General features: G+C 71.0%; 26 protein-coding genes. 17 read left to right on the forward strand and 9 right to left on the reverse strand.

The window, feature by feature from the left end; genetic code table 11:
* Positions 1-120: 120 nt before the first annotated feature.
* Both V6U86_RS25145 and mshA read right to left on the reverse strand, forming a co-directional pair.
* Positions 121-636, reverse strand: a complete 516-nt coding sequence (locus V6U86_RS25145) for a YbjN domain-containing protein (RefSeq protein WP_334507169.1) — start codon at positions 634-636, stop codon at positions 121-123.
* Positions 637-730: 94 nt separating this feature from the next.
* Entirely contained in the window at positions 731-2,095 is a 1,365-nt protein-coding gene (mshA, locus tag V6U86_RS25150; protein ID WP_334507171.1) for a D-inositol-3-phosphate glycosyltransferase, read from the reverse strand.
* Between the two features lie 204 nt (positions 2,096-2,299).
* On the opposite strand from mshA, the gene V6U86_RS25155 reads away from it, so the two are divergent.
* Positions 2,300-3,064 carry an SDR family oxidoreductase gene (locus V6U86_RS25155; RefSeq protein WP_334507173.1) on the forward strand — a complete coding sequence of 255 codons (765 nt, stop codon included), beginning with the start codon at positions 2,300-2,302 and terminating at the stop codon, positions 3,062-3,064.
* Positions 3,061-3,849, forward strand: a complete 789-nt coding sequence (locus V6U86_RS25160; protein WP_334507175.1) for a class I SAM-dependent methyltransferase — start codon at positions 3,061-3,063, stop codon at positions 3,847-3,849. Before V6U86_RS25155 ends, V6U86_RS25160 begins: the two co-directional genes overlap by 4 nt.
* A 23-nt stretch (positions 3,850-3,872) precedes the next feature.
* On the opposite strand, the gene V6U86_RS25165 is transcribed toward V6U86_RS25160, so the two are convergent.
* A complete protein-coding gene (locus V6U86_RS25165) occupies positions 3,873-4,910 on the reverse strand; it encodes a UDP-N-acetylmuramate dehydrogenase (protein ID WP_334507397.1) in 1,038 nt (345 codons plus the stop codon).
* 114 nt (positions 4,911-5,024) lie between these two features.
* Between V6U86_RS25165 and V6U86_RS25170 the strand changes: the two genes are divergently transcribed.
* From V6U86_RS25170 to V6U86_RS25205, 8 genes are all read left to right on the forward strand, one after another.
* Positions 5,025-5,783 (forward strand): maleylpyruvate isomerase family mycothiol-dependent enzyme, encoded by a 759-nt coding sequence (locus tag V6U86_RS25170; protein ID WP_334507177.1) that lies wholly within the window; start codon positions 5,025-5,027, stop codon positions 5,781-5,783.
* Positions 5,784-5,965: 182 nt separating this feature from the next.
* A complete protein-coding gene (locus tag V6U86_RS25175) occupies positions 5,966-7,270 on the forward strand; it encodes an ABC transporter substrate-binding protein (RefSeq protein WP_334507178.1) in 1,305 nt (434 codons plus the stop codon).
* 69 nt (positions 7,271-7,339) lie between these two features.
* Positions 7,340-8,338 carry a carbohydrate ABC transporter permease gene (locus V6U86_RS25180; protein WP_334507180.1) on the forward strand — a complete coding sequence of 333 codons (999 nt, stop codon included), beginning with the start codon at positions 7,340-7,342 and terminating at the stop codon, positions 8,336-8,338.
* The gene (locus V6U86_RS25185) at positions 8,335-9,168 is read left to right on the forward strand and encodes a carbohydrate ABC transporter permease (protein WP_334507182.1); all 834 of its coding nucleotides are present in this window, start codon (positions 8,335-8,337) and stop codon (positions 9,166-9,168) included. Before V6U86_RS25180 ends, V6U86_RS25185 begins: the two co-directional genes overlap by 4 nt.
* Positions 9,165-10,544 (forward strand): GH1 family beta-glucosidase, encoded by a 1,380-nt coding sequence (locus tag V6U86_RS25190; protein ID WP_334507184.1) that lies wholly within the window; start codon positions 9,165-9,167, stop codon positions 10,542-10,544. Before V6U86_RS25185 ends, V6U86_RS25190 begins: the two co-directional genes overlap by 4 nt.
* Before the next feature lie 19 nt (positions 10,545-10,563).
* The gene (locus tag V6U86_RS25195) at positions 10,564-11,571 is read left to right on the forward strand and encodes a LacI family DNA-binding transcriptional regulator (protein WP_334507186.1); all 1,008 of its coding nucleotides are present in this window, start codon (positions 10,564-10,566) and stop codon (positions 11,569-11,571) included.
* Positions 11,572-11,791: 220 nt separating this feature from the next.
* Positions 11,792-12,205, forward strand: coding sequence for a RidA family protein (locus V6U86_RS25200; protein ID WP_334507188.1), 414 nt, complete (start codon positions 11,792-11,794; stop codon positions 12,203-12,205).
* A 1-nt stretch (position 12,206) separates the two neighbouring features.
* Positions 12,207-13,103, forward strand: a complete 897-nt coding sequence (locus V6U86_RS25205) for a GNAT family N-acetyltransferase (protein WP_334507190.1) — start codon at positions 12,207-12,209, stop codon at positions 13,101-13,103.
* Between the two features lie 25 nt (positions 13,104-13,128).
* Here V6U86_RS25205 and V6U86_RS25210 read toward each other — a convergent pair whose 3' ends face one another.
* Both V6U86_RS25210 and V6U86_RS25215 read right to left on the reverse strand, forming a co-directional pair.
* On the reverse strand, positions 13,129-13,404 hold the full coding sequence (locus V6U86_RS25210) for a hypothetical protein (protein WP_334507192.1): 276 nt from the start codon (positions 13,402-13,404) through the stop codon (positions 13,129-13,131).
* On the reverse strand, positions 13,401-13,706 hold the full coding sequence (locus V6U86_RS25215) for a hypothetical protein (protein WP_334507194.1): 306 nt from the start codon (positions 13,704-13,706) through the stop codon (positions 13,401-13,403). The genes V6U86_RS25210 and V6U86_RS25215 overlap by 4 nt, the downstream gene beginning before the upstream one ends.
* Positions 13,707-13,895: 189 nt before the next feature.
* Here V6U86_RS25215 and V6U86_RS25220 point away from each other — a divergent pair, with 189 nt between their 5' ends.
* Positions 13,896-14,699 (forward strand): helix-turn-helix domain-containing protein, encoded by an 804-nt coding sequence (locus tag V6U86_RS25220; RefSeq protein WP_334507196.1) that lies wholly within the window; start codon positions 13,896-13,898, stop codon positions 14,697-14,699.
* On the forward strand, positions 14,690-14,881 hold the full coding sequence (locus V6U86_RS25225) for a DUF397 domain-containing protein (protein WP_334507198.1): 192 nt from the start codon (positions 14,690-14,692) through the stop codon (positions 14,879-14,881). The genes V6U86_RS25220 and V6U86_RS25225 overlap by 10 nt, the downstream gene beginning before the upstream one ends.
* A gap of 267 nt (positions 14,882-15,148) precedes the next feature.
* Here V6U86_RS25225 and V6U86_RS25230 read toward each other — a convergent pair whose 3' ends face one another.
* Together V6U86_RS25230 and V6U86_RS25235 are read right to left on the reverse strand one after the other, a co-directional pair.
* Positions 15,149-15,673, reverse strand: a complete 525-nt coding sequence (locus V6U86_RS25230; protein WP_334507200.1) for an O-acetyl-ADP-ribose deacetylase — start codon at positions 15,671-15,673, stop codon at positions 15,149-15,151.
* A gap of 1 nt (position 15,674) precedes the next feature.
* Positions 15,675-16,466, reverse strand: a complete 792-nt coding sequence (locus tag V6U86_RS25235; protein ID WP_334507202.1) for an EI24 domain-containing protein — start codon at positions 16,464-16,466, stop codon at positions 15,675-15,677.
* Between the two features lie 200 nt (positions 16,467-16,666).
* Between V6U86_RS25235 and V6U86_RS25240 the strand changes: the two genes are divergently transcribed.
* The 5 genes from V6U86_RS25240 to V6U86_RS25260 are packed head-to-tail and all read left to right on the forward strand — an operon-like array spanning position 16,667 to position 21,232.
* Entirely contained in the window at positions 16,667-17,575 is a 909-nt protein-coding gene (locus tag V6U86_RS25240) for an ABC transporter ATP-binding protein (RefSeq protein WP_334507204.1), read from the forward strand.
* Between the two features lie 12 nt (positions 17,576-17,587).
* Positions 17,588-18,322 carry an ABC transporter permease gene (locus V6U86_RS25245; RefSeq protein WP_334507206.1) on the forward strand — a complete coding sequence of 245 codons (735 nt, stop codon included), beginning with the start codon at positions 17,588-17,590 and terminating at the stop codon, positions 18,320-18,322.
* Positions 18,323-18,333: 11 nt separating this feature from the next.
* On the forward strand, positions 18,334-19,602 hold the full coding sequence (locus tag V6U86_RS25250) for a sensor histidine kinase (protein WP_334507208.1): 1,269 nt from the start codon (positions 18,334-18,336) through the stop codon (positions 19,600-19,602).
* Positions 19,599-20,240, forward strand: coding sequence for a response regulator transcription factor (locus tag V6U86_RS25255; protein ID WP_334507210.1), 642 nt, complete (start codon positions 19,599-19,601; stop codon positions 20,238-20,240). The genes V6U86_RS25250 and V6U86_RS25255 overlap by 4 nt, the downstream gene beginning before the upstream one ends.
* Before the next feature lie 23 nt (positions 20,241-20,263).
* On the forward strand, positions 20,264-21,232 hold the full coding sequence (locus V6U86_RS25260) for a helix-turn-helix transcriptional regulator (RefSeq protein ID WP_334507212.1): 969 nt from the start codon (positions 20,264-20,266) through the stop codon (positions 21,230-21,232).
* Here V6U86_RS25260 and V6U86_RS25265 read toward each other — a convergent pair.
* Together V6U86_RS25265 and V6U86_RS25270 are read right to left on the reverse strand one after the other, a co-directional pair.
* Positions 21,223-22,137, reverse strand: a complete 915-nt coding sequence (locus V6U86_RS25265) for an SDR family oxidoreductase (RefSeq protein WP_334507214.1) — start codon at positions 22,135-22,137, stop codon at positions 21,223-21,225. The genes V6U86_RS25260 and V6U86_RS25265 overlap by 10 nt on opposite strands.
* A gap of 55 nt (positions 22,138-22,192) precedes the next feature.
* Positions 22,193-22,930, reverse strand: coding sequence for an alanyl-tRNA editing protein (locus V6U86_RS25270; protein ID WP_334507216.1), 738 nt, complete (start codon positions 22,928-22,930; stop codon positions 22,193-22,195).
* Between the last annotated feature and the right edge of the window lie 4 nt (positions 22,931-22,934).

Genomic DNA, 22,934 nt, shown 5'->3' on the forward strand with positions numbered 1-22,934 from the left:
CCGTCGCCCAGAGGGGTGTGGGTGCGACGGCAAGCCAGCAGAGCGCCGTGCCGAGCCGGGCGCGGGGCGGGGCCGGGCGCGGGGCGGGGCCGGGCGCGGGGCGCGGGGCGCTGGTGTGGGTCAGGTTGCGTCGGGGCCGGTGCCGGAGGGCTCGAAGAGGTGGGCGAAGGCGGCCAAATTGGCTGTCGACTCGCCCCGCTTGACCCGCCACTCGTACTCGCGCCGGATCGAACTGCCGAAGCCGATCTCCAGCATCGTGTCGAAAGACTCGTCGGCGTACGAGAGAACAGCGCCGAGCAGCCGGTCCAACTCGTCGGCGTCCACGCCAGCCGGGTTGACCCGACCCGTCAGGTAGACGTCGCCAACCGCGTCGGTGGAGAAGGAGACGCCGTACATCCGGGCGTTGCGCTGCAACAGCCAGGCCCACAGCTCCTCGCGGCGCTCGTCCGGCTGGCGCATCACGAACGCCTCGATCCGCAGCGCGTGCTCGCCGACGATCAGGTTGCAGACCGTCTTGAGCTTGTGGGTGCCCGGCAGCGTCACCGCGTACGAGCCGGGGCCGGTCGACTCGCAGGCCAGGTCCCGCTCGGCACAGACCGACTCGATCAGGGTCGCAAGATCGCTCTTCGGGCTCACCGGACCCACTCTACGACCGACCCGGCTCGCGCACCGGGTGGCGACCGACGGCCCGGTCACCAGGAGCGCCGGGGCCCCCAGGCGCGCGGGTCGGTCACCAGGAACAGGAGAGCGCCGCGTCGCCCGCCAGGTCGGCTGCGAGCCGGGCGCGTTGCCCGGCGATCGCCTCGCCGTAGACCCGGAGCAGACCGGCGACCGTACGGTCCCAGGAGAAATGCTGGGCGTGCTGCTCGGCACCTCGGGCCAGCACCGACCGGAGGGCCCGGTTCGGCAGCAGACTGCCCAGCGCGCGGGCCCAGTCGACCGGGTCGTGCCCGTCGATCAGCACCCCGCTTACCTGGTCCCGGACGGCGGTGACCAGCCCTCCGACGGCGGCGGCCAGCACCGGCGTGCCGCAGGCCTGCGCCTCCAGGGCGACCAGCCCGAACGATTCGTTGTGCGACGGCACCGCGACCAGGTCCGCCGCGCGGTACAGGGCCGGAAGGTCGTCCCCGGTGAGTGGTGGCAGGAACCGCACCCCGTCGGTGACACCGAGCTTGGCGGCCAACTCGATCAGGGCGGTCGGCCGGTCCAGCCCACTGCCGCTGGGCCCACCACAGATCACCACGGTCACCTGGTCGGCCAGGGCCGGGTCGCGCTCCCGCAACGCGGCGACCGCGCGGATCAGCACGTCGGGGGCCTTGAGTGGCTGGATCCGACCGACGAAGGCAACCACGTACCCGTCGACCGGAAGCCCCAGCCGGCGGCGGGCCTGGCGGGCCGCCGCGGACCGGTCGCCCGGCGCGGGCCGGAACCGGGCCAGGTCGACGCCCGGCTGGACAACGGAGACCCGGGCCGGGTCGGCGTCGTACCGGTGGAGTAGGTCGCTGGCCTCGAACCGGGTGTTGGCGACCAGCCGGTCCGCCTCGGCGACGACCTGCTCCTCGCCGATGACCCGGGCTTTGGGCTCCGGCCGGTCACCGGCCGCGAGCTGGGCGTTCTTGACCTTGGCAAGGGTGTGCGCGGTGTGCACCAGCGGCACCCCCCAGCGCTCCTTGGCCAGCCAGCCGACCTGGCCGGAGAGCCAGTAGTGCGAGTGGATCAGGTCGTAGTGGCCGGGCGGCCGGGATGCCTCCGCGCGCAGCACGCCCGCCGTGAAGGCGCAGAGCTGACCGGGCAGCTCCTCCTTGGTGAGACCTTCCAGCGGGCCGGAGGTGATGTGTCGGACCTGCACGCCGGGCGCCATCTCGACCACCGGAGGGAGGTCACCGGACGTGGCCCGGGTGAAGATCTCCACCTCCACGTTGGCCTCGGCGAGCCGCCGGGCGACTTCGAGGATGTAGACGTTCATTCCGCCGGCATCGCCCGTGCCGGGCTGGTGCAGGGGTGAGGTGTGTACCGACAGGGTGGCGATGCGGCGCGGCCGGGGCCACGGTTGGGCACCTCGCTGACGCCCGACACCGGTGTGCATTTCCGCCACATCCGCTCCTTCGCCACGGTTGATGCCGTCTCGCACGACCGGCGCTTCTCGGTCAACCTGTACGCCAGGTGCCATCTTCCCCATCGGGCTTCGGAAATTCCCCGCGCGGCCCCTCGGGGTGACGGACCTCATCACCGATCGACCGCCAATGGCCGGCCCACGCCCGGTCGGGGCGGCTGGCACGGCCAGGGTGACAATGTCGGGATGACCTCAGTCGCCATCGTCACCGGAGCGTCCAGCGGGATCGGCGCGGCCACCGCCCGCCGCCTCGCCGCCGAGGGCTTCCACGTGCTCGCCGCCGCCCGCCGCGCCGAACGGCTCACCGACCTGGTCGCCGAGATCACCGCCGCCGGCGGGCAGGCCACCGCGGTGACCTGCGACATCACCTCGGACGAGTCGGTGGCCGGGCTGGCCGAGGCTGCCGCCCAGGCACCCGGGCCGGTCACCCTCCTGGTCAACAACGCCGGTGGAGCGCGCGGGCTGGACCCGGTGGAGTCCGGCTCGGTCGCCGACTGGCAGTGGATGTACGACGTGAACGTGCTCGGCACACTGCGGGTCACCCAGGCGCTGCTGCCCGCCCTGGAGGCGTCGGGTTCCGGCACCATCGTGGTGGTCTCGTCCACCGCCGGCCTGACCGTGTACGAGGGCGGGGGCGGCTACACCGCCGCGAAGCACGCGCAGACCGCCATCGCCGGCACGCTCCGCTTGGAGCTGTGTGGCCGGCCGCTGCGGGTCATCGAGATCGACCCGGGCATGGTGAAGACCGAGGAGTTCGGGCTGGTCCGCTTCGAGGGCGACGCGGAACGGGCAGCCGCCGTCTACGCCGGGGTGCCGGGGCCGCTGGTCGCCGAGGACGTCGCCGACTGCATCGCCTGGTGCGCCACCCGCCCCGAGCACGTCAACATCGACCGGTTGGTGGTCCGGCCACGGGCGCAGGCCGCCCAGCACAAGGTCCACCGGTTGACGTGAACCCTGCGGCGCGACGCCGGCCGTTCGGAGTGGTCACGCGCGGCACGACCAACCCGAACCGACTCCGGCGGGTGGACAACTGGATCGTCGCCAGCTGCGCCGACCGGCTGTTGGCAGCGGACGACCCGCTGGTGGTCGACCTCGGTTACGGCGCCACCCCGGTGACCGCCGTGGAGCTGCGCGCCCGGCTGGCGGCCGGGGTACGCCCGGACGTACGGCTGGTCGGGTTGGAAATCGACGCGGCCCGGGTGGCGGCCGCCGCCCCGGCCGCCGACCCACCCGGGCTGACGTTCGCCCGGGGTGGGTTCGAGTTGGCCGGGCTCCGGCCGGTGCTGGTCCGCGCGTTCAACGTGCTGCGACAGTACGACGAGAGCGAGGTGGCCGAAGCCTGGCAGACGATGACCGCCGCGCTCGCCCCCGGTGGAGTGCTCGTCGAGGGCACGTCTGACGAGTTGGGGCGGCTCGCCAGCTGGCTGCTGATCGACGCCGACGGCCCCCGGACGCTGACCTTGGCCGCGAAGCTCACCACGCTGGGCAGCCCTGCTGAGCTGGCCGAGCGGCTACCCAAGGCGCTGATCCATCGCAACGTTCCCGGTGAGCCGGTGCACGCTCTGATCCGCGCTCTGGACGACGCCTGGCAGGCCGCTTCCCCGTACGCCACCTTCGGCCCCCGTCAACGCTGGCTGCGGGCGGTGACCCGGCTCCGCGAAACGGGCTGGCCCATCCTCGACAACCCCGCCCGCTGGCGCCACGGCGAACTAACCCTCCCCTGGCCCCTCCCCTGACCCCGATCCAGCTCCCGCGCCGGTCAGAGGGTGCAGTTGATGAGGACCGGTTCGGGGTGCAGGGTTACGCCGAAGCGGGCGTGGACCTGGTCGCGGATGGTGCGCGCCAGGGTCAGCAGGTCGCTGGTGTGGGCGGTGCCGCTGCGGTTGGTCAGCGCCAGGGTGTGCTTGCTGGAGATGGCCACGCCACCCTCGCCGGAGTGGCCCTTGGCGAAGCCGGCCTTGTCGATCAGCCAGGCGGCGCTCACCTTCACCAGGCCGTCCGCCCCGGGCCAGGCGGGCGGGTCGCCCAGCTCGGCGGAGCGTTCCAGGAGCTGTTCGTACGTCGCTCGGTCGAGCACGGGGTTGGTGAAGAACGAGCCGACCGAGCGAGTGTCCGGGTCGTTGGCGTCGAGCACCATCCCCTTGCCCGCGCGCAGCCGCAGCACCACCGCTCGGGCGTCCGCCAGCGGCACCTGGTCGCCGACCTCGACACCGAGGGCTCTGGCCAACTCCGCGTAGCGCACCGGCCCGGAGAGCGCAGACCTGGTGAGCCGGAAGTCGACCGAGAGCACCACCCAGCGGTCCACGTACTTGAAGATGCTGCCCCGGTAGGCGAAGCCGCAGTCGGCGGCGGGGATGACCTGGCGGGTGCCCTCCACCCGGTCGTACACCTCGACGCCGGTGATCGTCTCGGCGACCTCCTGGCCGTACGCGCCGACGTTCTGGATCGGGGTGGCGCCGGTCGAGCCGGGGATGCCGGAGAGGCACTCCACCCCGGCCCAGCCGTTGGCGACCGTGGTGGCGACCAGGTCGTCCCACGGCTCGCCGGCGTCGACCCGTACGGTGACCGAGGCGGCGTCTTCGGCGATGACCCGCACGCCACGGGAGCGCACCAGGACGACGGTGCCGGGGAAGCCGGCGTCGCCGATCACCACGTTGCTGCCCCCGGCCAGGATCAGGACCGGCTCCGCTGCGGCCTGGACCGCCCGGACGATCTCGTCGGCGCTGCCGGCGGCCACGATCCGCTCTGCCGGCCCACCCGTTCGCAGGGTGGTGTAGCCGGCGAGTGGACCGGGGATGGCACGATCGGCGTCGGTTGTCGGCTGGGCGGAGGCGTCTGGCACGCCCTTCACCTTAGGCTGACAATTAGCCGTGGCACCCACTGGTCGCCCGGCACCCCCGGGAGGATGGCGATGAGCAGACTGCAGGGCAGCAAGGATTTCTGGATCGGCGCGCTCCGGACGGAAGGTCCGGCTTTCGCTGCGGCGGTGGCCGAGGCGCCGCCGGAGACACCGGTGCTGTCCTGTCCGGGCTGGACGGTCAACGATCTCACGCTGCACATGGCCGGCATCTACCACTGGGTTTCGTCGTTCGCCGGTGCTGGCCAGACCAGCCAACCGCCTCGCCGGGAGAAGCTCGAGGCCGACCCGGGCGTGAACGCGCTCCAGTTGTGGCAGCAGGGTTACGACCGGGTGATGACCCTCTTCGACGGGCTGGACCCGGAGGCACCGGCGTGGAACTGGGCTCCGCAGCCGAAGAAGGCGGGTTTCTGGCCGCGTCGGATGGCGCACGAGACGGCTGTGCACCGCTGGGACGCGCAGCTCGCCATCGCGGCTGGTGACCCGGTGGAGGCGAAGCTCGCGGCCGACGGGGTGAGCGAGGTGCTGGACACCTGGCTTCCGGCGGGCCGGCGGCAGGTGCCGGGTGACTGGCGCGGGGTGGTGCAGCTCTGCGCGACCGACGCGGCGCAGGAGTGGTATCTGCGGCTGCGCGGCGAGGGGGTGGCGCTGCTCGACACCGCGACCATCTTCGACCACGACGATCACCACGCCCGCGCCCAGGTCAGCGGCACCGCGAGCGACCTGCTTCTGGCGCTCTGGGGGCGGGTGAGCTTCGAGACGCTGGATGTCGTCGGCGATCGCACTCTGTTGGACGGTCTGCGCACCGGCTGACGGACCCACCGCGAACGAGGGCGTCACCCCTGCAAGGGGTGGCGCCCTCGTCGGCTTCGGGCAGGGCCACGACGCGCAGAGAGCGCTCTCTTGACAGCTGGTCGGCGACCCACCACCCTGTCGTGAGAGCGCTCTCTGAATCATCTGCCATCACCCGCCCGCCTTGAGAGAGGTCGAAACCCATGGCTGTCCTCCCGCGCCGCCGCCTCGCCGCGGTGGCCCTCGCCGCGACCACCGCCCTGCTCGTCACCGCTGGCTGCGGCGGCGGCGACGAGCCGGGCGACGGACCGGTCACCCTGACCGTCGACGTCTTCGGCCAGTTCGGCTACGAGCAGCTCTACCAGGACTACATGGCCGCGAACCCCAACGTGAAGATCGTCGAACGCGGCACCGGCACCAACCTCGACGAGTACTCGCCGAAGCTGACCCAGTGGCTCGCCGCCGGCCGGGGCGCCGGCGACGTGGTGGCCATCGAGGAAGGGCTGATGGTCGAGTACAAGGCCAACCCCGCCAACTTCGTCAACCTGCTGGACCACGGTGCCGCCGACCTCAAGGGCAACTTCCTCGAATGGAAGTGGAACGCCGGCCTGACCGCCGACGGCAAGCAGCTCATCGGCCTCGGCACCGACGTCGGCGGCATCGCGATGTGCTACCGCAAGGACCTCTTCGAAAAGGCTGGCCTGCCGACCGAGCGCGACGAGGTCTCCAAGCTCTGGCCGACCTGGCCGGACTACATCGCCACCGGCGAGAAGTTCGTCGCGGCCAAGACCGGGGCGTCCTTCCTCGACGCGGCCACCAACACGTTCAACACCATCCTGTTGCAGACCGCCGGCAACAGCGACGGCTACAGCTACTACGACACCAGCGAGAAGCTGGTCGTCGACAGCAACCCGGCGGTACGGCAGGCGTGGGACACCACAATGGACATCATCGACTCGGGCCTCTCCGGCAAGTACGGATCGTGGTCGGAAGAGTGGGTCTCCGCCTTCAAGCAGTCGAAGTTCGCCACCATCGCCTGCCCCGCCTGGATGACCGGCGTCATCGAGGCCAACGCCGGTACGGCCGCCCAGGGCAAGTGGGACATCGCCCGGGTGCCCGGCAACGGCGGCAACTGGGGTGGATCGCACCTCGCCGTGCCCAAGCAGAGCAAGCACCAGGCCGAGGCCATCGAGCTGGTCAAGTTCCTCACCAGCGCCAAGGGGCAGATCGGCGCGTTCAAGGCCAAGGGACCGCTGCCCTCGTCACCGCAGGCGCTCGACGACCCGGCGATCACCGGCGCGACCAACGCGTACTTCTCGGGGGCGCCGGTCGGCTCGATCTTCGGCACCGGCGCGAAGAGCCTGAAGCCGGTCTACATGGGCCCGAAGAACCAGGCCGTCCGGACCGAGGTGGAGAACGCCGTACGGACCGTGGAGCTGGGCCAGCGCAGCCCCGCGCAGGGCTGGACGGACGCGGTGACCAACGCCAAGAAGGCCGCCGCCAAGTAGCCCGAGCGAACGTGCGGGCGGGCTCCGGTCACCGGAACCCCGCCCGCACGGCGAAAGGAGTTCCCGGGCATGACCGTCCAGCTCGACGCCCGCCCACCGGTCGCGCCGAAAGCCGACAACCCCCACCCCTCCTGGGGTCGGCTCAGCCGCCTCGACACCCGGTACTCGCCGTACCTCTACGTCGCCCCGTTCTTCCTGCTCTTCGCGGTATTCGGGGCCTACCCGCTGGCGTACACCTTCTGGGTCTCGCTGCACGACTGGGACCTGCTCGGCACCGACCACCCGTTCGTCGGGGCGGAGAACTACACCCGGCTGCTGGCCGACACGGACTTCTGGCACGCGCTGGTGAACACGCTTGGCATCTTCGTGATCTCCACGGTGCCGCAACTGCTCGCCGCGCTCTGGCTGGCCAACCTCCTCAACCGGGGCCTACGGGCCCGCACCGGCTGGCGGATGGCGGTGCTCGTCCCCAACGTGACCTCCACGGCCGCGGTGGCGATCGTCTTCGGGGTGCTCTTCGGCCGCGAGTTCGGCATGATCAATTGGCTGCTCGACCTGGTCGGGGTGGACGCGATCGGCTGGAAATCCAACCGGTTCGCCTCCTGGGTGGCCATCTCCGCCATGGTCGACTGGCGGTGGACCGGCTACAACGCGCTGATCCTGCTGGCCGCGATGCAGGCCATCCCCCGCGATCTGTACGAGGCCGCGGCGATCGACGGCGCCAGCCGGGTCCGACAGTTCTGGTCGGTCACCGTGCCACTGCTCAAGCCGACGATCGTCTTCTGCACCATCATCGCCACCATCGGAGGGTTGCAGCTCTTCACCGAGCCCCGGATGTTCCACTCCGGCACCAACCCGATCCGCGGCGGCCCGCTGCGTGAGTCGCAGACCCTGACCATGTACATGTTCGAGAACGCCTTCGCCCCGCACTACAACTTCGGGTACGGCTCGGCGGTCGCCTGGCTGCTCTTCGCGCTCATCGCGATCGTCGCGGTGGTCAACGTGCTGCTCCTGCGCCGGCTCGGCGGCGGATCGGGGCCCGACGGACGGAAGGGAGCGGCGCGATGAGCCGGCTCTGGCGGGCCAGCCCGCTCACCTACCTGGCCCTGGTCGTCGCGGCCGGCCTATCGATCTTTCCGATCTGGTGGATGCTCGTCGTCGCCAGCCGCTCCAACGATGCGATGGGTCAACTGCCGCCCCCGATCACCCCCGGCGGCAACCTGGGCGCGAACATCGCCCGACTGTTCGACAACACCGACGCGTACTTCGCGACCGGCCTGATCAATTCGGTGATCGTCGCCAGCACGGTCACCATCTCCGTGGTGTTCTTCTCCAGCCTGGCCGGGTTCGCCTTCGCCAAGCTGCGGTTCCGTGGCCGCAACGCCCTGCTGCTGGTGATCATCGCGACCATGATGGTGCCGACCCAGCTCGGCGTGATCCCGCTCTACCTGCTCATGACCAAGCTGCACTGGAACGACCGACTGCCCGCGGTGATCGTGCCGGCGCTTGTCACCGGGTTCGGGGTGTTCATGATGCGGCAGTACGCGGGCCAGGCCATCAGCGACGAACTGATCGAGGCCGCCCGGATGGACGGCTGCGGCACCGCCCGGATCTGGTGGCACGTGGTGCTGCCCGCGCTGCGCCCGGCCGCCGCCGTGCTCGGCCTGCTCACGTTCATGACCACCTGGAACGACTTCCTGTGGCCGTACGCTGTACTGAACGATCCGGCGAATCCCACCGTGCAGCTCTCGCTGCGAGCGCTGTCGGACGGGTATTACCAGGACATGTCGCAGGTGTTCACCGGGACAGCGATCGCGACGCTGCCCCTGCTATTGGTCTTCGTGTTGTTCGGCCGGCAGATCATCGGCGGGATCATGGAAGGTGCGGTCAAGGCGTGAAAGAACTCCGGTTTCCCGAGCACTTCCTGTGGGGGGCGGCCACCGCCGCGTACCAGATCGAGGGCGCGGCCCGCGACGACGGCCGCGGCCCGTCCATCTGGGACACCTTCAGCCGCACACCGGGCAAGGTCTACCAGGGCCACAGCGGCGACGTCGCCTGCGACCACTACCACCGGTACGCCGACGACGTGGCGCTGATGGCCGAGCTGGGCCTGCGGGCGTACCGGTTCTCGGTCGCCTGGCCCCGGATCCAGCCCGACGCCACCGGCCCCGCCAACCCCCGTGGGCTGGACTTCTACGACCGGCTCACCGACACACTGCTCGATCGGGGAATCGACCCGATCGTCACCCTCTACCACTGGGACCTGCCGCAGGCCCTCGGTGACCGGGGCGGCTGGACCAACCGGGACACGGCCGAACACTTCGCCACCTACGCCACAGCCGTGTACGCCCGCCTCGGCGACCGGATCGACGTGTGGACCACGCTCAACGAGCCGTGGTGCTCGGCCTACCTCGGTTACGCCAACGGCGTGCACGCTCCGGGTGAGCGGGATGCGGCGGCGGCCTTCACCGCCGTACACCATCTGCTGTTGGGGCACGGCCTGGCGGCGCGGGCGTTGCGGGCGGCCGGCGCGCGCAGCGTGGGCATCACAGTCAACCCGGCCGACGTGCGCCCGGCCGACCCGCAGAGCGCGGCCGACGCCGCCGCGGTCCGTCTGGTCGACGGCCTGCACAACCGGATCTTCCTCGACCCGCTGCTGGCCGGCGGTTATCCGGACGACGTCCGCGAGCACGTGGCCCGGATCGTCGAGCCGACGTTCATCCGCGACGGCGACGAGAAGCTGATCGCCGCCCCGGTCGACCTGCTCGGCATCAACTACTACGCCCCGAGTTACGTGGCCGGTCGCCCCGACGGCGCCGGTAACGACGCGTACCCGGGCACCGAGGGCGCTGTGCACTTCCTGCCGCCGGCCGGGCCGCTCACCGACATGGGTTGGATGATCGAGCCGGCCGGTCTCACCCGGCTGCTGGAGCGGATCGCCGCCGACTACCCCGGTGTGCCGCTGATGATCACCGAGAACGGTGCGGCGTTCCCCGACAAGGCCGGCGCCGACTCGCCCGACGGTCCGGCGCAGGTGATCGACGCCGATCGCATCGCCTACCTCGACGGGCACCTCCGTGCGGCCCACGAGGCGATCTCCCGGGGCGTGGACCTGCGTGGTTATCTCGTATGGTCATTCCTGGACAACTTCGAGTGGGCGGAGGGTTACCGCAAGCGGTTCGGGATCGTGCACGTCGATTACCTGACCCAGCGGCGCACACCGAAGGCCAGCGCCCGGTGGTACCAGGAGGTGATCTCCCGGAACGGGCTGTGATGAGCGGGGGGAAGGCGCGATGACGACGGCGCAGCGGCCGACGCTCGAAGCGGTGGCAGCCCGGGCCGGGGTGTCCCGCGCCACCGTGTCCCGGGTGGTCAACGGCTCCACCACAGTCGCCGAGCCGATCCGCGAGGCGGTCACCCGGGCGGTCGCCGAGTTGGGGTACGTCCCCAACCTCGCCGCGCGCAGCCTGGTCACCCAGCGCACCGACTCGATCGCCCTGGTCATGCCGGAGGCGGCCACCCGGGTCTTCTCCGACGACCAGGTCTTTCCCGGCATCATCCGCGGCGTCAGCCAGGAGCTGGAGGCGGCCGACAAGCAACTGGTGCTGATGCTCGCCGGCTCGCCGGCCGGGCACCAGCGGGTCGAGCGGTACACCACCGGCCGGCACGTCGACGGCGTGCTCTTCGCGTCGCTGCACGGCGCCGACCCGCTGCCCGGCACGCTGGCCCGCCTCGGCATCCCGGTGGTGGTCAGCGGCCGGCCGCTCGGCGACGTGCCCGTCCCGTACGTCGACGTCGACCACGTGGCCGGGGTGACCGCAGCCGTCCGGCACATGATCGACAGCGGTCGTCGACGGATCGCGACAATCGCCGGGCCACAGGACATGGTCGCCGGAATCGAACGGCTCAGCGGCTACCGCAGCACTGTCGCCGACGCGGGGCTGCCCGAGCTGATCGCCATCGGTGACTTCACCCGGGAATCCGGGTCGGCGGCGATGCGCCACCTGCTCACCGAGCATCCCGACCTCGACGGCGTCTTCGCCGCCTCCGACCTGATGGCGCACGCCGCCCTGCGGGCGCTGCGCGAGGCCGGCCGACGGGTTCCGGAGGACGTGGCGGTTGTCGGCTTCGACGACATCGAGACCGCCGCCTACACCGAGCCGCCGCTGACCACCGTCCGGCAGCCGATCGTGGAGCTGGGCCGTCGGATGACCCGCCAACTGCTCCGGCTGGCCGCCGGGGAGACCATCGAGCCGGCCGTCATGCTCCCGACCGAGCTGATCCGCCGCGCCTCCGCCTGACCCCGCCCCCGAGCCCCGCCCCCGCGCCCCCGCGCCCCCGCGCCGCCGCCGCCGCCCCCGCCCCGGGCGGGCGGGCGCGGCAAGATCCGCGCAACTTCAGGGAAATAGTCCCCTCAGGACGCGCCGAGGCCACTGTTTCCTTGAAGTTGTCGCCTCCGGCCGAGGTGGGTCGCGACGTTATTGTGTCGCCCGGGTCTGCGATCGCGGTTAGCCTCGCGGCATGCCGGAACCTGTCGCGCTGTTGCACGTCCCCGCCCTCTCCGACGTCGCCGAGTACGCCTACGCGGCCACCGTCGACGCACCCGCCCGACTGGTGTTCACCGCCGGGGCGTGCCCGCTGGACACCGACGGGCGCACTGTCGCGCCGGGCGATCACGCGACGCAGGCCCGGCAGGTGATGACGAACCTGACGACCGCTCTCGACGCGGCCGGCGCGCGGCTGACCGACGTCGTGAAGACCACCGTCTACGTGGCGTCGTCGCAGCAGAAGGACCTGGTCACCGTCTGGGAGGTGGTGCGGGACTTCTTTGGCGACCACGATCCGCCCAGCACCCTGCTCGGGGTGGCGGTGCTCGGCTACACCGACCAGCTCGTCGAGGTCGAGGCCGTCGCCGCCGTACGGATGGGGGCCTGACATGCGGATCCGTGTGGCGCAGCCGGACGACGCCCCGGGCGTGGTGGCCCTGCGGGCGACGGTCTTCCCGTACCTGGTGCGCGGGGTCGAGTCGACCCGGAAGATGATCGCCGAACCGCCGCCCGAGGAGGACTGGACGGCCTTCGTGGCCGAGGTCGACGACCAGGTGGTCGGCTGGGTGTCCGCCGAACGCATCGGCAACACGTCGATGGCGGACGTCGGGGGCATCAACCTGCTGCACGTACACCCGGAGCACCGCCAACGCGGCATCGGCAGTGCGCTGCTGGCGGCCGCGACCGATTATCTCCGCCCCTTGGGAATCCGCCGGGTGCGTGCCACGGCCCAACCGGAGGCGCTGCCGTTCGCGCGCCGGCACGGCTACGAGCCGAGCCGCGAGGTGCGCTATTCGGCGCTCGATCTGAACTTGGCACCCGCGCTACCCGACCCGCCCCCGGGCGTAAAGCTGCACCCGATCGTCGATGTGGACCCGCACCTGCTGTACACGGCCGACGTGGCCTCGGCCGTCGACGAGCCGGGTGACGTGCCGGTGGACAGCAAGAGCTACCAGAGCTGGCAGTACGACGTCTGGGACAACCTCGGCCTGGACAAGACGGCCAGCATCGCCGCCGAGATCGATGGTGCGGTTGTCGCCTTCAGCCTGGTGAAGCGGGACGGGGACCGGATGTGGTCGGACTACACCGGCAGCGTCCCGGCGTACCGAGGTCGAGGGCTGGCCCGGCTTGCCAAGACCGCCGCGCTGCACCGGGCCGCCGCCAACGGCGTGCGCGTCGCGTACACCTCGAACGACGAGGCGAACGGGCCGATGCTCGCGATCAACGCCCGACTGGGCTACCGCCCGGTGGCATCCCAGTGGACCTGCCTGGCCGACCTGACCTGATCCGCAGGCACCCTGGGCCCGTCCCTCAACGGCGATCTGTCCGACGTGACCGGCGGGCCAGGGACAGCCAGCCGAGAAAGCGGGTGTGCAGCACGGCGAGATCCGGGCGACCACCCAGGCCGTACATGTCGTCGACAGCGTCTTGCATCGACGAGGCCAGGTAGAACGCCAGAGCGATCGAGTGACCGTAGAACTCGGCAATCAGGTCGAGTTGAGCCGGACCGCAGGGCCACGGCGCGGCGCAGTTGCGACACAGCCACGCGGGGCGCATCGGCAGGTGCGGCCGAGGTCGGGCGCTCATCGGACCCGCACCGGTCTGCGGCGGACCGGCTGACAGGCCGCCGGCCGGGCGGCCGGCACCGGGCCGTCCTGCCAGATCAGCCCCGCTGTCTGGACGAAGAGCGACCGACGCGTGACCGCCTCGCCCTTCCGACCCAGCTCGTAGCCCTCAATCCAGAGCCAGCCGTCGTAGGTGACCCAGTCGGGAAGCCGGATCACGCGGACGAAGATCGGCCGAATGAACTGCACACTCGCCGCGCGGGTCAGGTGCAGGACATCGCCCGACCTCACCTTCCGCGCGGACGCGGGCTCGTTTTCGGGCACGGGCTCCCCCTTACCGGCAGTTCCAGAAGGACCGTTCCTGCCGGTTCCTACGGAGCGGTCCTGCTCATGGAACTCTTCTCGGTAACCGCCTAACCTCGATAGCGAATCGGCCATGGTGGAGCGACACCGACGGGATGCGTAGCCGCTGGTGAGGGGCAGGGTTGACATGTTGGGGGAGGGTTGGAGAACGTGAGCATTACGGCGGCGGAAATCCTGCTCGACGAGCTGCGCCATGCGCGGACCGCCCGGGGAATGAACCAAGACGAATTCGGCAGGTTCATCAGTTACTCCGGCACTCATGTCAGCGCCGTTGAGACCGGCACCCGCCCGCCTACCAACGACTACGTGGCAGCCATCGATAAGGCCCTGAAAACGGGCGGAATCTTCATGCGGCTGCTCGAACGGCTCACCGCACTCGACATGGCTCCCGTTTGGCTGCGGGAGTGGATCACCTTCGAGGAGCAGGCGAAGACCCTGAGGTGGTACGAACCGGCCTTCGTGCCAGGGCTACTACAGACCGAGACGTATGCACAGGCGACGCTTCAAGCCGGTGGTCTTCTCACTGTTGAACAAACCAGGCGGCGGGTCCGGTCGCGGATGGACCGGCAGGCAGTCCTTAATCGCGAGGACCCGCCTCAGGTGGTGATCGTGCTTGATGCGGCGGTGCTCCGGCGGACTGTGAACGACAACCGCACGCTAATACGTGAACAGCTCGAACACCTCGTGGCCGTCGCCGAACTGCCGCACGTGCAAATTCATGTCGTGCCGGATGATGCCGGCCTCTACCCTGGCCTTCAAGGCGGGTTCATCCTCGCCACGATGCCCGACGACACGGTCGTCGGGCATACCGACTATCAGGTGCGATCGCAGACCGTCAGCGGCGCGGGCGAGATTGCTACGCTCCAAAAGACGTGGGAGGCCGTCCTTCGGGACGCACTCCCCCGCCGGCCCTCTCTAGATTTGATCAAGGAAGCGGCGAAGACATGGACATGACCGACGCCCGTTGGCGCAAGTCGACGAAGTCCGGGACGAACGGTGGCAACTGTGTCGAGGTCGCTGACAACCTGCCCGGCGTCGTGCTGGTCCGGGATACCAAGGATCGTGACGGCGGGACGCTGACCTTTGGGCGGGCAGCCTGGCGCGCTTTCGTCGCGGAGACCTTCGATCGGCCGTAACCGCGTTAAGCCGCGCGATTAACGCCCGACCGGTCTCTACCCCGCTGGCCCGCGATAGCGATCTCCCCCGCCCGCGCCGATCTTGCGATTTCGGTCGCTGAGATGCGCAGAATGCCCCCTATGTCGCGACAGAATGTGCAAGATCGCGGAAAGGTGCGGCTCAACCTCGTCGATCATGGAGTTGTGGCGCCCGGTTTGGGGCTATACACACATTTACCCCCCACCGCAATTCCATGCTCAACCGGGTTGAGCCGGGGTGGCAGGTGTTCAAGGCGAGGGCCGCTCCTCGAAGACCTGGCGGGCGACGGCGTGGGTGTCCGCCCCGAACAGCACCAGGCGGGCCTCGGTGACGGTGGCCGGGGTGGCCGAGCGCAGCACCGACAGCGCCTGCCGGACCGCGTCGTCGAGCGGCCAGCCGTAGATGCCGGCGGAGATCAGCGGAAACGCCACAGTGCTCGCGCCCAGCTCGTCGGCCACGCGGAGGCTGTTGGCGTAGCAGTCGCGCAGCAGCGCCGACCGGTCCTCGGTCGCCGACCAGACCGGGCCCACGGTGTGGATCACCCAGCGGGCCGGCAGCTCCCCCGCCGTCGTCGCCACCGCCTGGCCGGTGGGCAGGCCCTTGCCGTAGCGGGACGCCCGCAGCGCCCGGCACTCGGCCAGGATGGCTGGCCCGCCACGGCGGTGGATGGCACCGTCGACCCCACCTCCGCCGAGCAGGGACGAGTTCGCGGCGTTCACGACGGCGTCCACCCGCTGGGCGGTGATGTCCCCCTCGACCAGGGTGATCTGCATGTCAGCTCTCCTCGATCGGCTGGCCGAGCGAACGGCGGGTCAGCAGGGCGGCGCCAGCTACCGCCGCCGGCATGATCAGCACGGCACCCAACGGGATCAGAAAGCACAGGAAGACCGCCACGCCGAAGCCGAGCGCGGTGGGGCGGTCCGCCTTGAGGATCGCCCGGCGTTGCGGCAGCCGCATCCCCCGTCGGTAGAACGGCGCGCCGACCAGCTCCACGGCGAGGAACCAGCCGCCCACCGCCGCCCCGATGACCGGGACGACCGTCTGGCCGAGCACCGGAATGAAGCCGGCGACGAAGAGCGGGATGCCGACCAGCGCCGTGAGCGCCACCAGGCGTACCGAGTCGGCGAGGCTGCGGCGCAGCGACGGCCAGAAGGGCACGTCCACCGCGCCCGGCGTGCCGCCGTACCGCTGCTCGACCTGCTCGGAGATCTTCTCGTAGAACGGGTCGCCGATGACCAGGGTGACCGCGGTGAAGGTGAGCACGCCGAGTAGGCCGCCGACCCCCAGGAAGGCCAGCCCGGCGACCACCCGGACCAGGCTTCGGCCGGTGCGCGACCAGTCGTCGGCGAACGGGGTGACCAGCGCGGCGAGGTCGTCCACGAAGTACACCAGCGTGGCGAACGCGGCCAGGAAGAGCACGCCCGAGATCAGCGCCGGCACGATGCCGAGCAGCATCAACCCCGGGCTGCGGACGTAGAGGCCCAACCCGCGCAGGAGCAGCCCTGCCCCGGCGAGGAAGCGTCCGACGACCCCGGTCACCGGGCTGGCGATTCTGCTGACGTCCACGATCGAGCAGCCTAACCAGCCATGCTCGGATCCGCCGGGCGGAGCGCTAGCAGCAACGCACCACGTACACATCAACCGGTTGACGGACGGCAGTGATCCACCGGGGACGCCGAGGTTCGTCGCCGACCGGTCGATTCGCCGGCGGGCCACCCCGACAACCCTTGAGGGGTACGAAGTCAGCGGCGGCGGAAGGCGGCACGATGCCGGTCATCGAGGTGACCCACCTGAAGAAGCGGTACGGCGACCTGGTGGCGGTGGACGACGTGTCGTTCGCCGTGGAGGCCGGGGAGATCTTCGGCGTCCTCGGTCCGAATGGCGCCGGCAAGACCACCACCGTGGAGTGTGTCGCCGGGCTGCGCGTCCCCGACGGGGGCGGGGTGTCGGTCCTCGGGCTCGACCCCCGCCGGGACGCGGCCCAGCTACGCCAGCGGGTCGGGGTGCAACTCCAGGAGAGTCAACTGCCGGACCGGCTGCGGGTGGCCGAGGCGCTGGAGTTGTACGCCTCGTTCTACCGCAACCCTGCCGACCCGGCGGAGCTGATCGACAAGCTGGGCCTCGGCGAGAAGCGGAACACCCCGTACAAGAAACTCTCCGGCGGTCAGAAGCAGCGGCTCTCCATCGCGCTGGCCCTGGTGGGCAACCCGGAGATCGCCATCCTCGACGAGCTGACCACCGGGCTGGATCCGCAGGCCCGCCGGGACACCTGGGGCCTCATCGAACAGGTCCGCGACAGTGGGGTGACGATCGTGCTGGTCACCCATTTCATGGAGGAGGCCGAGCGGCTCTGCGACCGGGTCGCGGTGATCGACCGGGGTCGGGTGGTTGCCCTGGACAGCCCGGCGGGCCTGGTGTCGACGGTGGCCCCCGAGCAGCGGATCCGGTTCCGGCCCTCGGCTCCGGTCGACGACCGACTCCTCACCGACCTGCCCGAGGTGTCCGCCGTGCAGCGAACCGGCAGCCAGGTGGTGGTGACCGGCACCGGTGACCTGCTGCACGCCGTCACCTCGGTGCTCGCCCGCCACCAGATCGTCGCCGCGGACCTGCGGCTGGAGCAGTCCACCCTCGACGACGCCTTCGTCGAGCTGACCGGGCACCGGCCCGCCAACTGAGAGGGAGCAAGCATGCACGCCTTCCGCAACATCCTGAGAACCGAGGCGCGCCTCTACCTGCGTGACCTGCCTACGCTTCTCACCACGATCGGGCTGCCCACCCTGATCCTGGTGGTGCTGGGGCTGGTCCCCTCGCTGCGCAAGCCGGATCCGACCTTCGACGGGCAGACCTTCGTCAGCTATTTCGCCCCGTCGCTGCTGGTGGTCACCCTCGCCATGGTCGGGGTGAACACGCTGCCTTCGGTGCTGGCCACCTACCGGGAACGCGGCGTGCTGCGTCGGCTGGCGACCACCCCGGCGCACCCGGCCGCTCTGCTCGCCGCCCAACTGGTGCTGGCCCTGGCCGGGATCCTGGCCAGCGCGCTGCTGCTCATCCTGGTCGCCCGGCTCGCGTTCGGGGTGCCGTTCCCCCGGCACCCGCTCGGCTTCACGCTGGCGTTCATCCTCGGCACCGCCGCCCTGCTGTCGCTCGGCCTGCTGGTCGCCGCCGTGGCCCGGACGACGAAGGCGGCACAGGCCCTGGCCGTGCCGCTGTTCCTGGTCACCATGTTCTTCGGCGGGGTCTACCTGCCCCGGTTCCTGCTCCCGGACGTCGTGGCACGGATCGGCGACTACACGCCGCCCGGGGTGCAGGCGCTCCTCGACGCCTGGACCGGCACGTCGCCGCGACCGCTGCACCTGGCGATAATGGCGGTGATTGCCGTGGCGGCCGGCGTCGGCGCGGCGAAACTGTTCCGCTGGGAGTGAGCGGAGATGCGATGACCAGCAGCGGTGGGCACGGCCGTCTGACCAGTTGGCGAGCGCGCGAGGCGACGCTCTATCGCGTACTTCCCTACGGAGGGCTGGCTCTGGGCACCCTGCTGGTCCTCGTCGTCCCGGCACCCCGCAGCCTCGCGACGGCGCCCACCCTGGCCATCGCCGCGGCGGCCGGATGCTGGATCGTCTGGTTCCTCACCCTGCACCCTGGCTGGCAGAGCCGGCGCAAGCTGATGGCGGTCTACTACGTCGGGCTGCTCACGTTCGCCGCCGCACTGGTGGCCGCCAGCCCGTGGTACGGCTTCTTCGCCTGGATCGGTTACACCCACGCCTTTCCGGTGCTGCCCAAGCGCTTGCGGATCGCCGGGGTGATCGCCACGGCCGCCTTCGTCGCCACCTCTCAGGGCGGTGGTCTCGCGGTAGCGATGTCGCACTGGCCGCTCTGGTTGGTGCTGGTGCTGTTCAACCTGGTGGTCGCCGGCTCGGTGACCTGGTTCGCGATGATCGCCGAACTGGAGGACGCCAAACGCCGGCGGTTGATGGCGGAACTCGGCGAGGCCAACCGTCAACTCACCGAGACGGTCCAGGAGAACGCCGGGCTGCACGCCCAACTGCTCACCCAGGCACGGGAGGCCGGCGTGCTGGACGAGCGCCAACGGATGGCGCGGGAGATCCACGACACCCTGGCGCAGGGGTTGACCGGCATCATCACCCAACTGGAGGCGGCCGAGCAGACCCGCGACCGCTCCGCCGACTGGCGGCGGCACGTCGACAACGCGCTCGCGCTGGCCCGGGAGAGCCTGACCGAGGCCCGCCGCTCGGTGCGGGCGGTCCGCCCGGAGACGTTGGAGACATCCCGGCTGCCGGACGCGCTCGTCGAGCTGGGCGGGCGCTGGTCGGCTCTGAACGGGGTACGGGCCGAGGTCGCCACCACCGGCACGCCCCGCCCCCTGCACCCGGAGGTCGAGGTGACCCTGCTACGGGCCGCCCAGGAGGCGCTGTCCAACGTGGCCCGGCACGCCGCCGCGTCGCGGGTCGGGCTGACCCTGTCGTACATGACGGACGTGGTCACCCTCGATGTCCGTGACGACGGGACGGGCTTCGAGCTCACCGATCAGCCGCTGCCCCGTGAGTTGGGCAGCGGGTACGGGCTGACCGCGATGCGGCAACGGGTGACCCGGGTCGGTGGCGAGTTGGCCGTCGAATCCGAGCCGGGCGGCGGCACCGCCATCTCGGCGTCCGTTCCCGCGCTACCCGGAGGTGCCGGTTGACCGCCCCGGTTCGACTGCTGATCGTCGACGACCATCCGGTGGTGCGGGACGGTCTGCGGGGGATGTTCACCGGCGACCCCGATTTCGAGGTGGTGGGCGAGGCGGCGGACGGTTCGGAGGCGTTGGTCCTGGTCGAGACGCTGCGGCCGGACGTGGTGCTGATGGACCTGCGGATGCCCGGCATGGACGGAGTGACAGCCATCGGCAGGCTGGCTCGCGCCGGCAGCGCCGCCCGGGTGCTGGTGCTCACCACGTACGACACGGATGCCGACGTGCTGCCCGCCATCGAAGCCGGCGCCACCGGCTACCTGCTCAAGGACACGCCCCGCGAGGAGCTGGTCCGCGCGGTACGGGCCGCGGCCAGGGGCGAGTCGGTGCTCGCGCCGAGCGTCGCCGGCCGCCTGATGGGCCGGCTGCGCGCTCCCGCCGAGGAGCCGCTCAGCCAACGGGAGTTGGAGGTGCTCACCCTGGTGGCCCGCGGGGCCTCCAACCGGGAGGCGGCGACCCGCCTGTTCATCAGCGAGGCCACCGTCAAGACGCACCTGCTGCACCTGTACGCCAAGCTCGGAGTCAACGACCGGGCTGCCGCGGTGGCCACCGCGTACGACCGGGGGTTGCTGACGCCCGGCGGGCGGTGAGCGGCACCGGGCAGGATGGGCGGATGCGCGCGTCCCGACTGATCTCGTTGCTGTTGCTGTTGCAGTCGCGCGGGTCGATGACCGCGAGCGAGCTGGCGCGGGAGCTGGAGGTCTCCGAGCGGACCGTCTACCGGGACGTGCTGGCGCTCTCCGCCGCCGGGGTGCCGGTCTACGCCGACCGGGGGCGGGCCGGCGGTTACCGCCTGCTCGGCGGGTACCGCACCCGGTTGACCGGGCTGACCCGGGACGAGGCGGAGGCGCTCTTCCTCGCCGGGCTGCCCGGGCCGGCCGGCGAGATGGGGCTCGCCGACGCGGTCGCGTCCGCCGAGCTGAAGGTGCTCGCCGCGCTGCCACCCGCCCTGCGCGACGCGCCGGCCCGCGCCGGGCAGCGGTTCCACCTGGACGTGCCGGGCTGGTTCCGGGAGACCGCGGCGCCGCTCTGGTTGCCGGAGTTGGCGCGGGCGGTCTGGGCGGACCTGGTGGTGGAGCTGCGCTACCGACGCGGAGACCGGGAGGTGACCCGCCGGGTCCAGCCGTACGGCCTGGTGCTCAAGAGCGGGGTCTGGTATCTGGTCGGCCGGGTCGGCGACGATGTGCGCACCTACCGGGTGGACCGGGTCACCGGGGCCGAGGTGGGCGACGAGCACTTCGACCGCGACGAGGGCTTCGACCTGGCCGGGCACTGGCGCGAGCAGGCGGGGTCGTTCCTGCGGACCATGCTGCGGGCCGAGGTCGCCGTCCGGCTGAGCCCCGCCGGCCTGCGCCAGCTCCGGCACCTGGTCGACGCCCCCAACGTGTACGACGAGTTGGTCGCCGCCGCCAGCGAACCCGACGGGCAGGGCTGGGTGGTGGCGCGGCTGCCCGTCGAGTCGACCCAGGTGGCGTACCACCAACTGCTGGGGCTCGGCCCCGAGGTGGAGGTCCTCGACCCACCCGAGCTGCGGGCACTCCTCGCCGGGGCAGCCGCCCGGCTCGCTGCGCTCTACCGGTAGCCGGTCACGTCCGCCGGCTTGCCCGCGTCGACGACCTCGGTGATGTAGCGGAACCCCTCGGGTTGGCTGCCGTCGAGGTCGGTGAACCCGTACACCTTGGACAGGCTGCCCGCGTCGACGGACCTGCCGCTCCAGCGGGCCTTGTCCTCGTCGGCGGCGAGCGCGGCCACCGCCCGGCCGACGAAGGCCGGGGTCTCCGAGATGAGGAAGTTCGGGTCGGTGGCGGCGCCGTCGCGCCAGTTCTCCTCGGTCACGCCGAAGTGCTCCAGCATCGCCTCGGAGCGGATCCAGCCGGGGGTGAGCGCCACCGCCGTGCCGCCGTGCGGCTTCAGCTCATGGGCCTGGCTGAAGGCGAGCCGGTTGACCGAGACCTTGGCCAGGTCGTAGAAGACCGACAGCCGGTAGTTCTCGTCGTTGTACGCCTTGGTGCCGTCGCCCATCTCCACCACCAGGCCGCCGGGCTTGCGGATCAGCAGCGGCAGCGCGAAGTGGCTGGTGATGATGTGCGTGTCGACGGCCAGTCGCAGGGTACGGAAGCCGGCGTCGAGCGGCTGCTCCCAGACCGGCTTGTCCCAGGTCACCAGGGGGTCGCCGCCCCAGATGTCGTTCACCAGCACGTCGAGTTGGCCCTGCTCGGCGTCGATCCGGGTGACCAGGTCGCGGACCTGCTCGGGCACCAGGTGGTCTACCTGAACGGCGATGCCGGTGCCGCCGGCCGCGCTGACCAGCTCGGCGGTCTCCTCGATGGTCTCCGGTCGGTCCATCTCGGAGCGGCCGGTCCGGGTGCTGCGGCCGGTGGCGTAGACCGTGGCGCCGGCCGCGCCGAGCTGAACGGCGATCTGCCGGCCGGCACCACGGGTGGCACCGGCGACGAGCGCGATCTTTCCGGTTAGCGGTTGTGTCATGCCTGCGACGTTGTCAGGAATACCTGACAACCGACGTCCGAATTCGTAAGCGGATCTAATCCACCAGCCGGACGCGGACCCGACGGTTGGCCCGGCCCTTGCTCTCCACCTTGACGACCTGAACCTTGCCGATCTGAGCGGTGGAGGCGACGTGGGTGCCGCCGTCGGCCTGCACGTCCAGCCCGACGATGTCGACGATCCGGACCTCCTGCTCATCCGCCGGGATGAGGTTGGACTGGGTGCGGATGATGTCCGGCAGGGCCAGCGCCTCGGTGCGCGGCAGCACCCGGGTGGCGACCGAGCGGTCGGCGGCCACCTCGGCGTTGACCAGCTCCTCGATGCGGCTCTTGAAGTCGGGCGGCACCTCGGGGAGGTTGAAGTCCATCCGGGCCTCGCCCGGTTCCATCGAGTTTCCGGTCACCAGCGCGCCGAAGTCACGGAACACCACACCGCAGAGCACGTGCAGCCCGGAGTGGGTGCGCATCAGCCGGGTGCGGCGCTCGTCCTCCACCGCGCCGACGACCTCGGTGCCGACCGGCGGCAACGGGTCACCCTCGGCGGGGATCAGGTACGGGTCGTCGCCCTTGCGGGTGCCGACGATCCGGGTCTGCACGCCCTGCCAGAGCAGCACACCATGGTCGGGTGGTTGGCCCCCGCCGCCCGGATAGAACGCCGAACGGTCCAGCACGATGCCCTGCTCGGCATCGGCGTGCAGGACGGTGCATGTCCATTCGCGCAGGGTCGGGTCGGCAAGGTCCAGCCGGTGCGTCCGGCCATGCTGTGTGACGCCCATGACT

The sequence above is a fragment of the Micromonospora sp. CPCC 205558 genome, assembly GCF_036902955.1.
In the GTDB taxonomy this organism is placed as follows: Bacteria; Actinomycetota; Actinomycetes; order Mycobacteriales; family Micromonosporaceae; genus Micromonospora.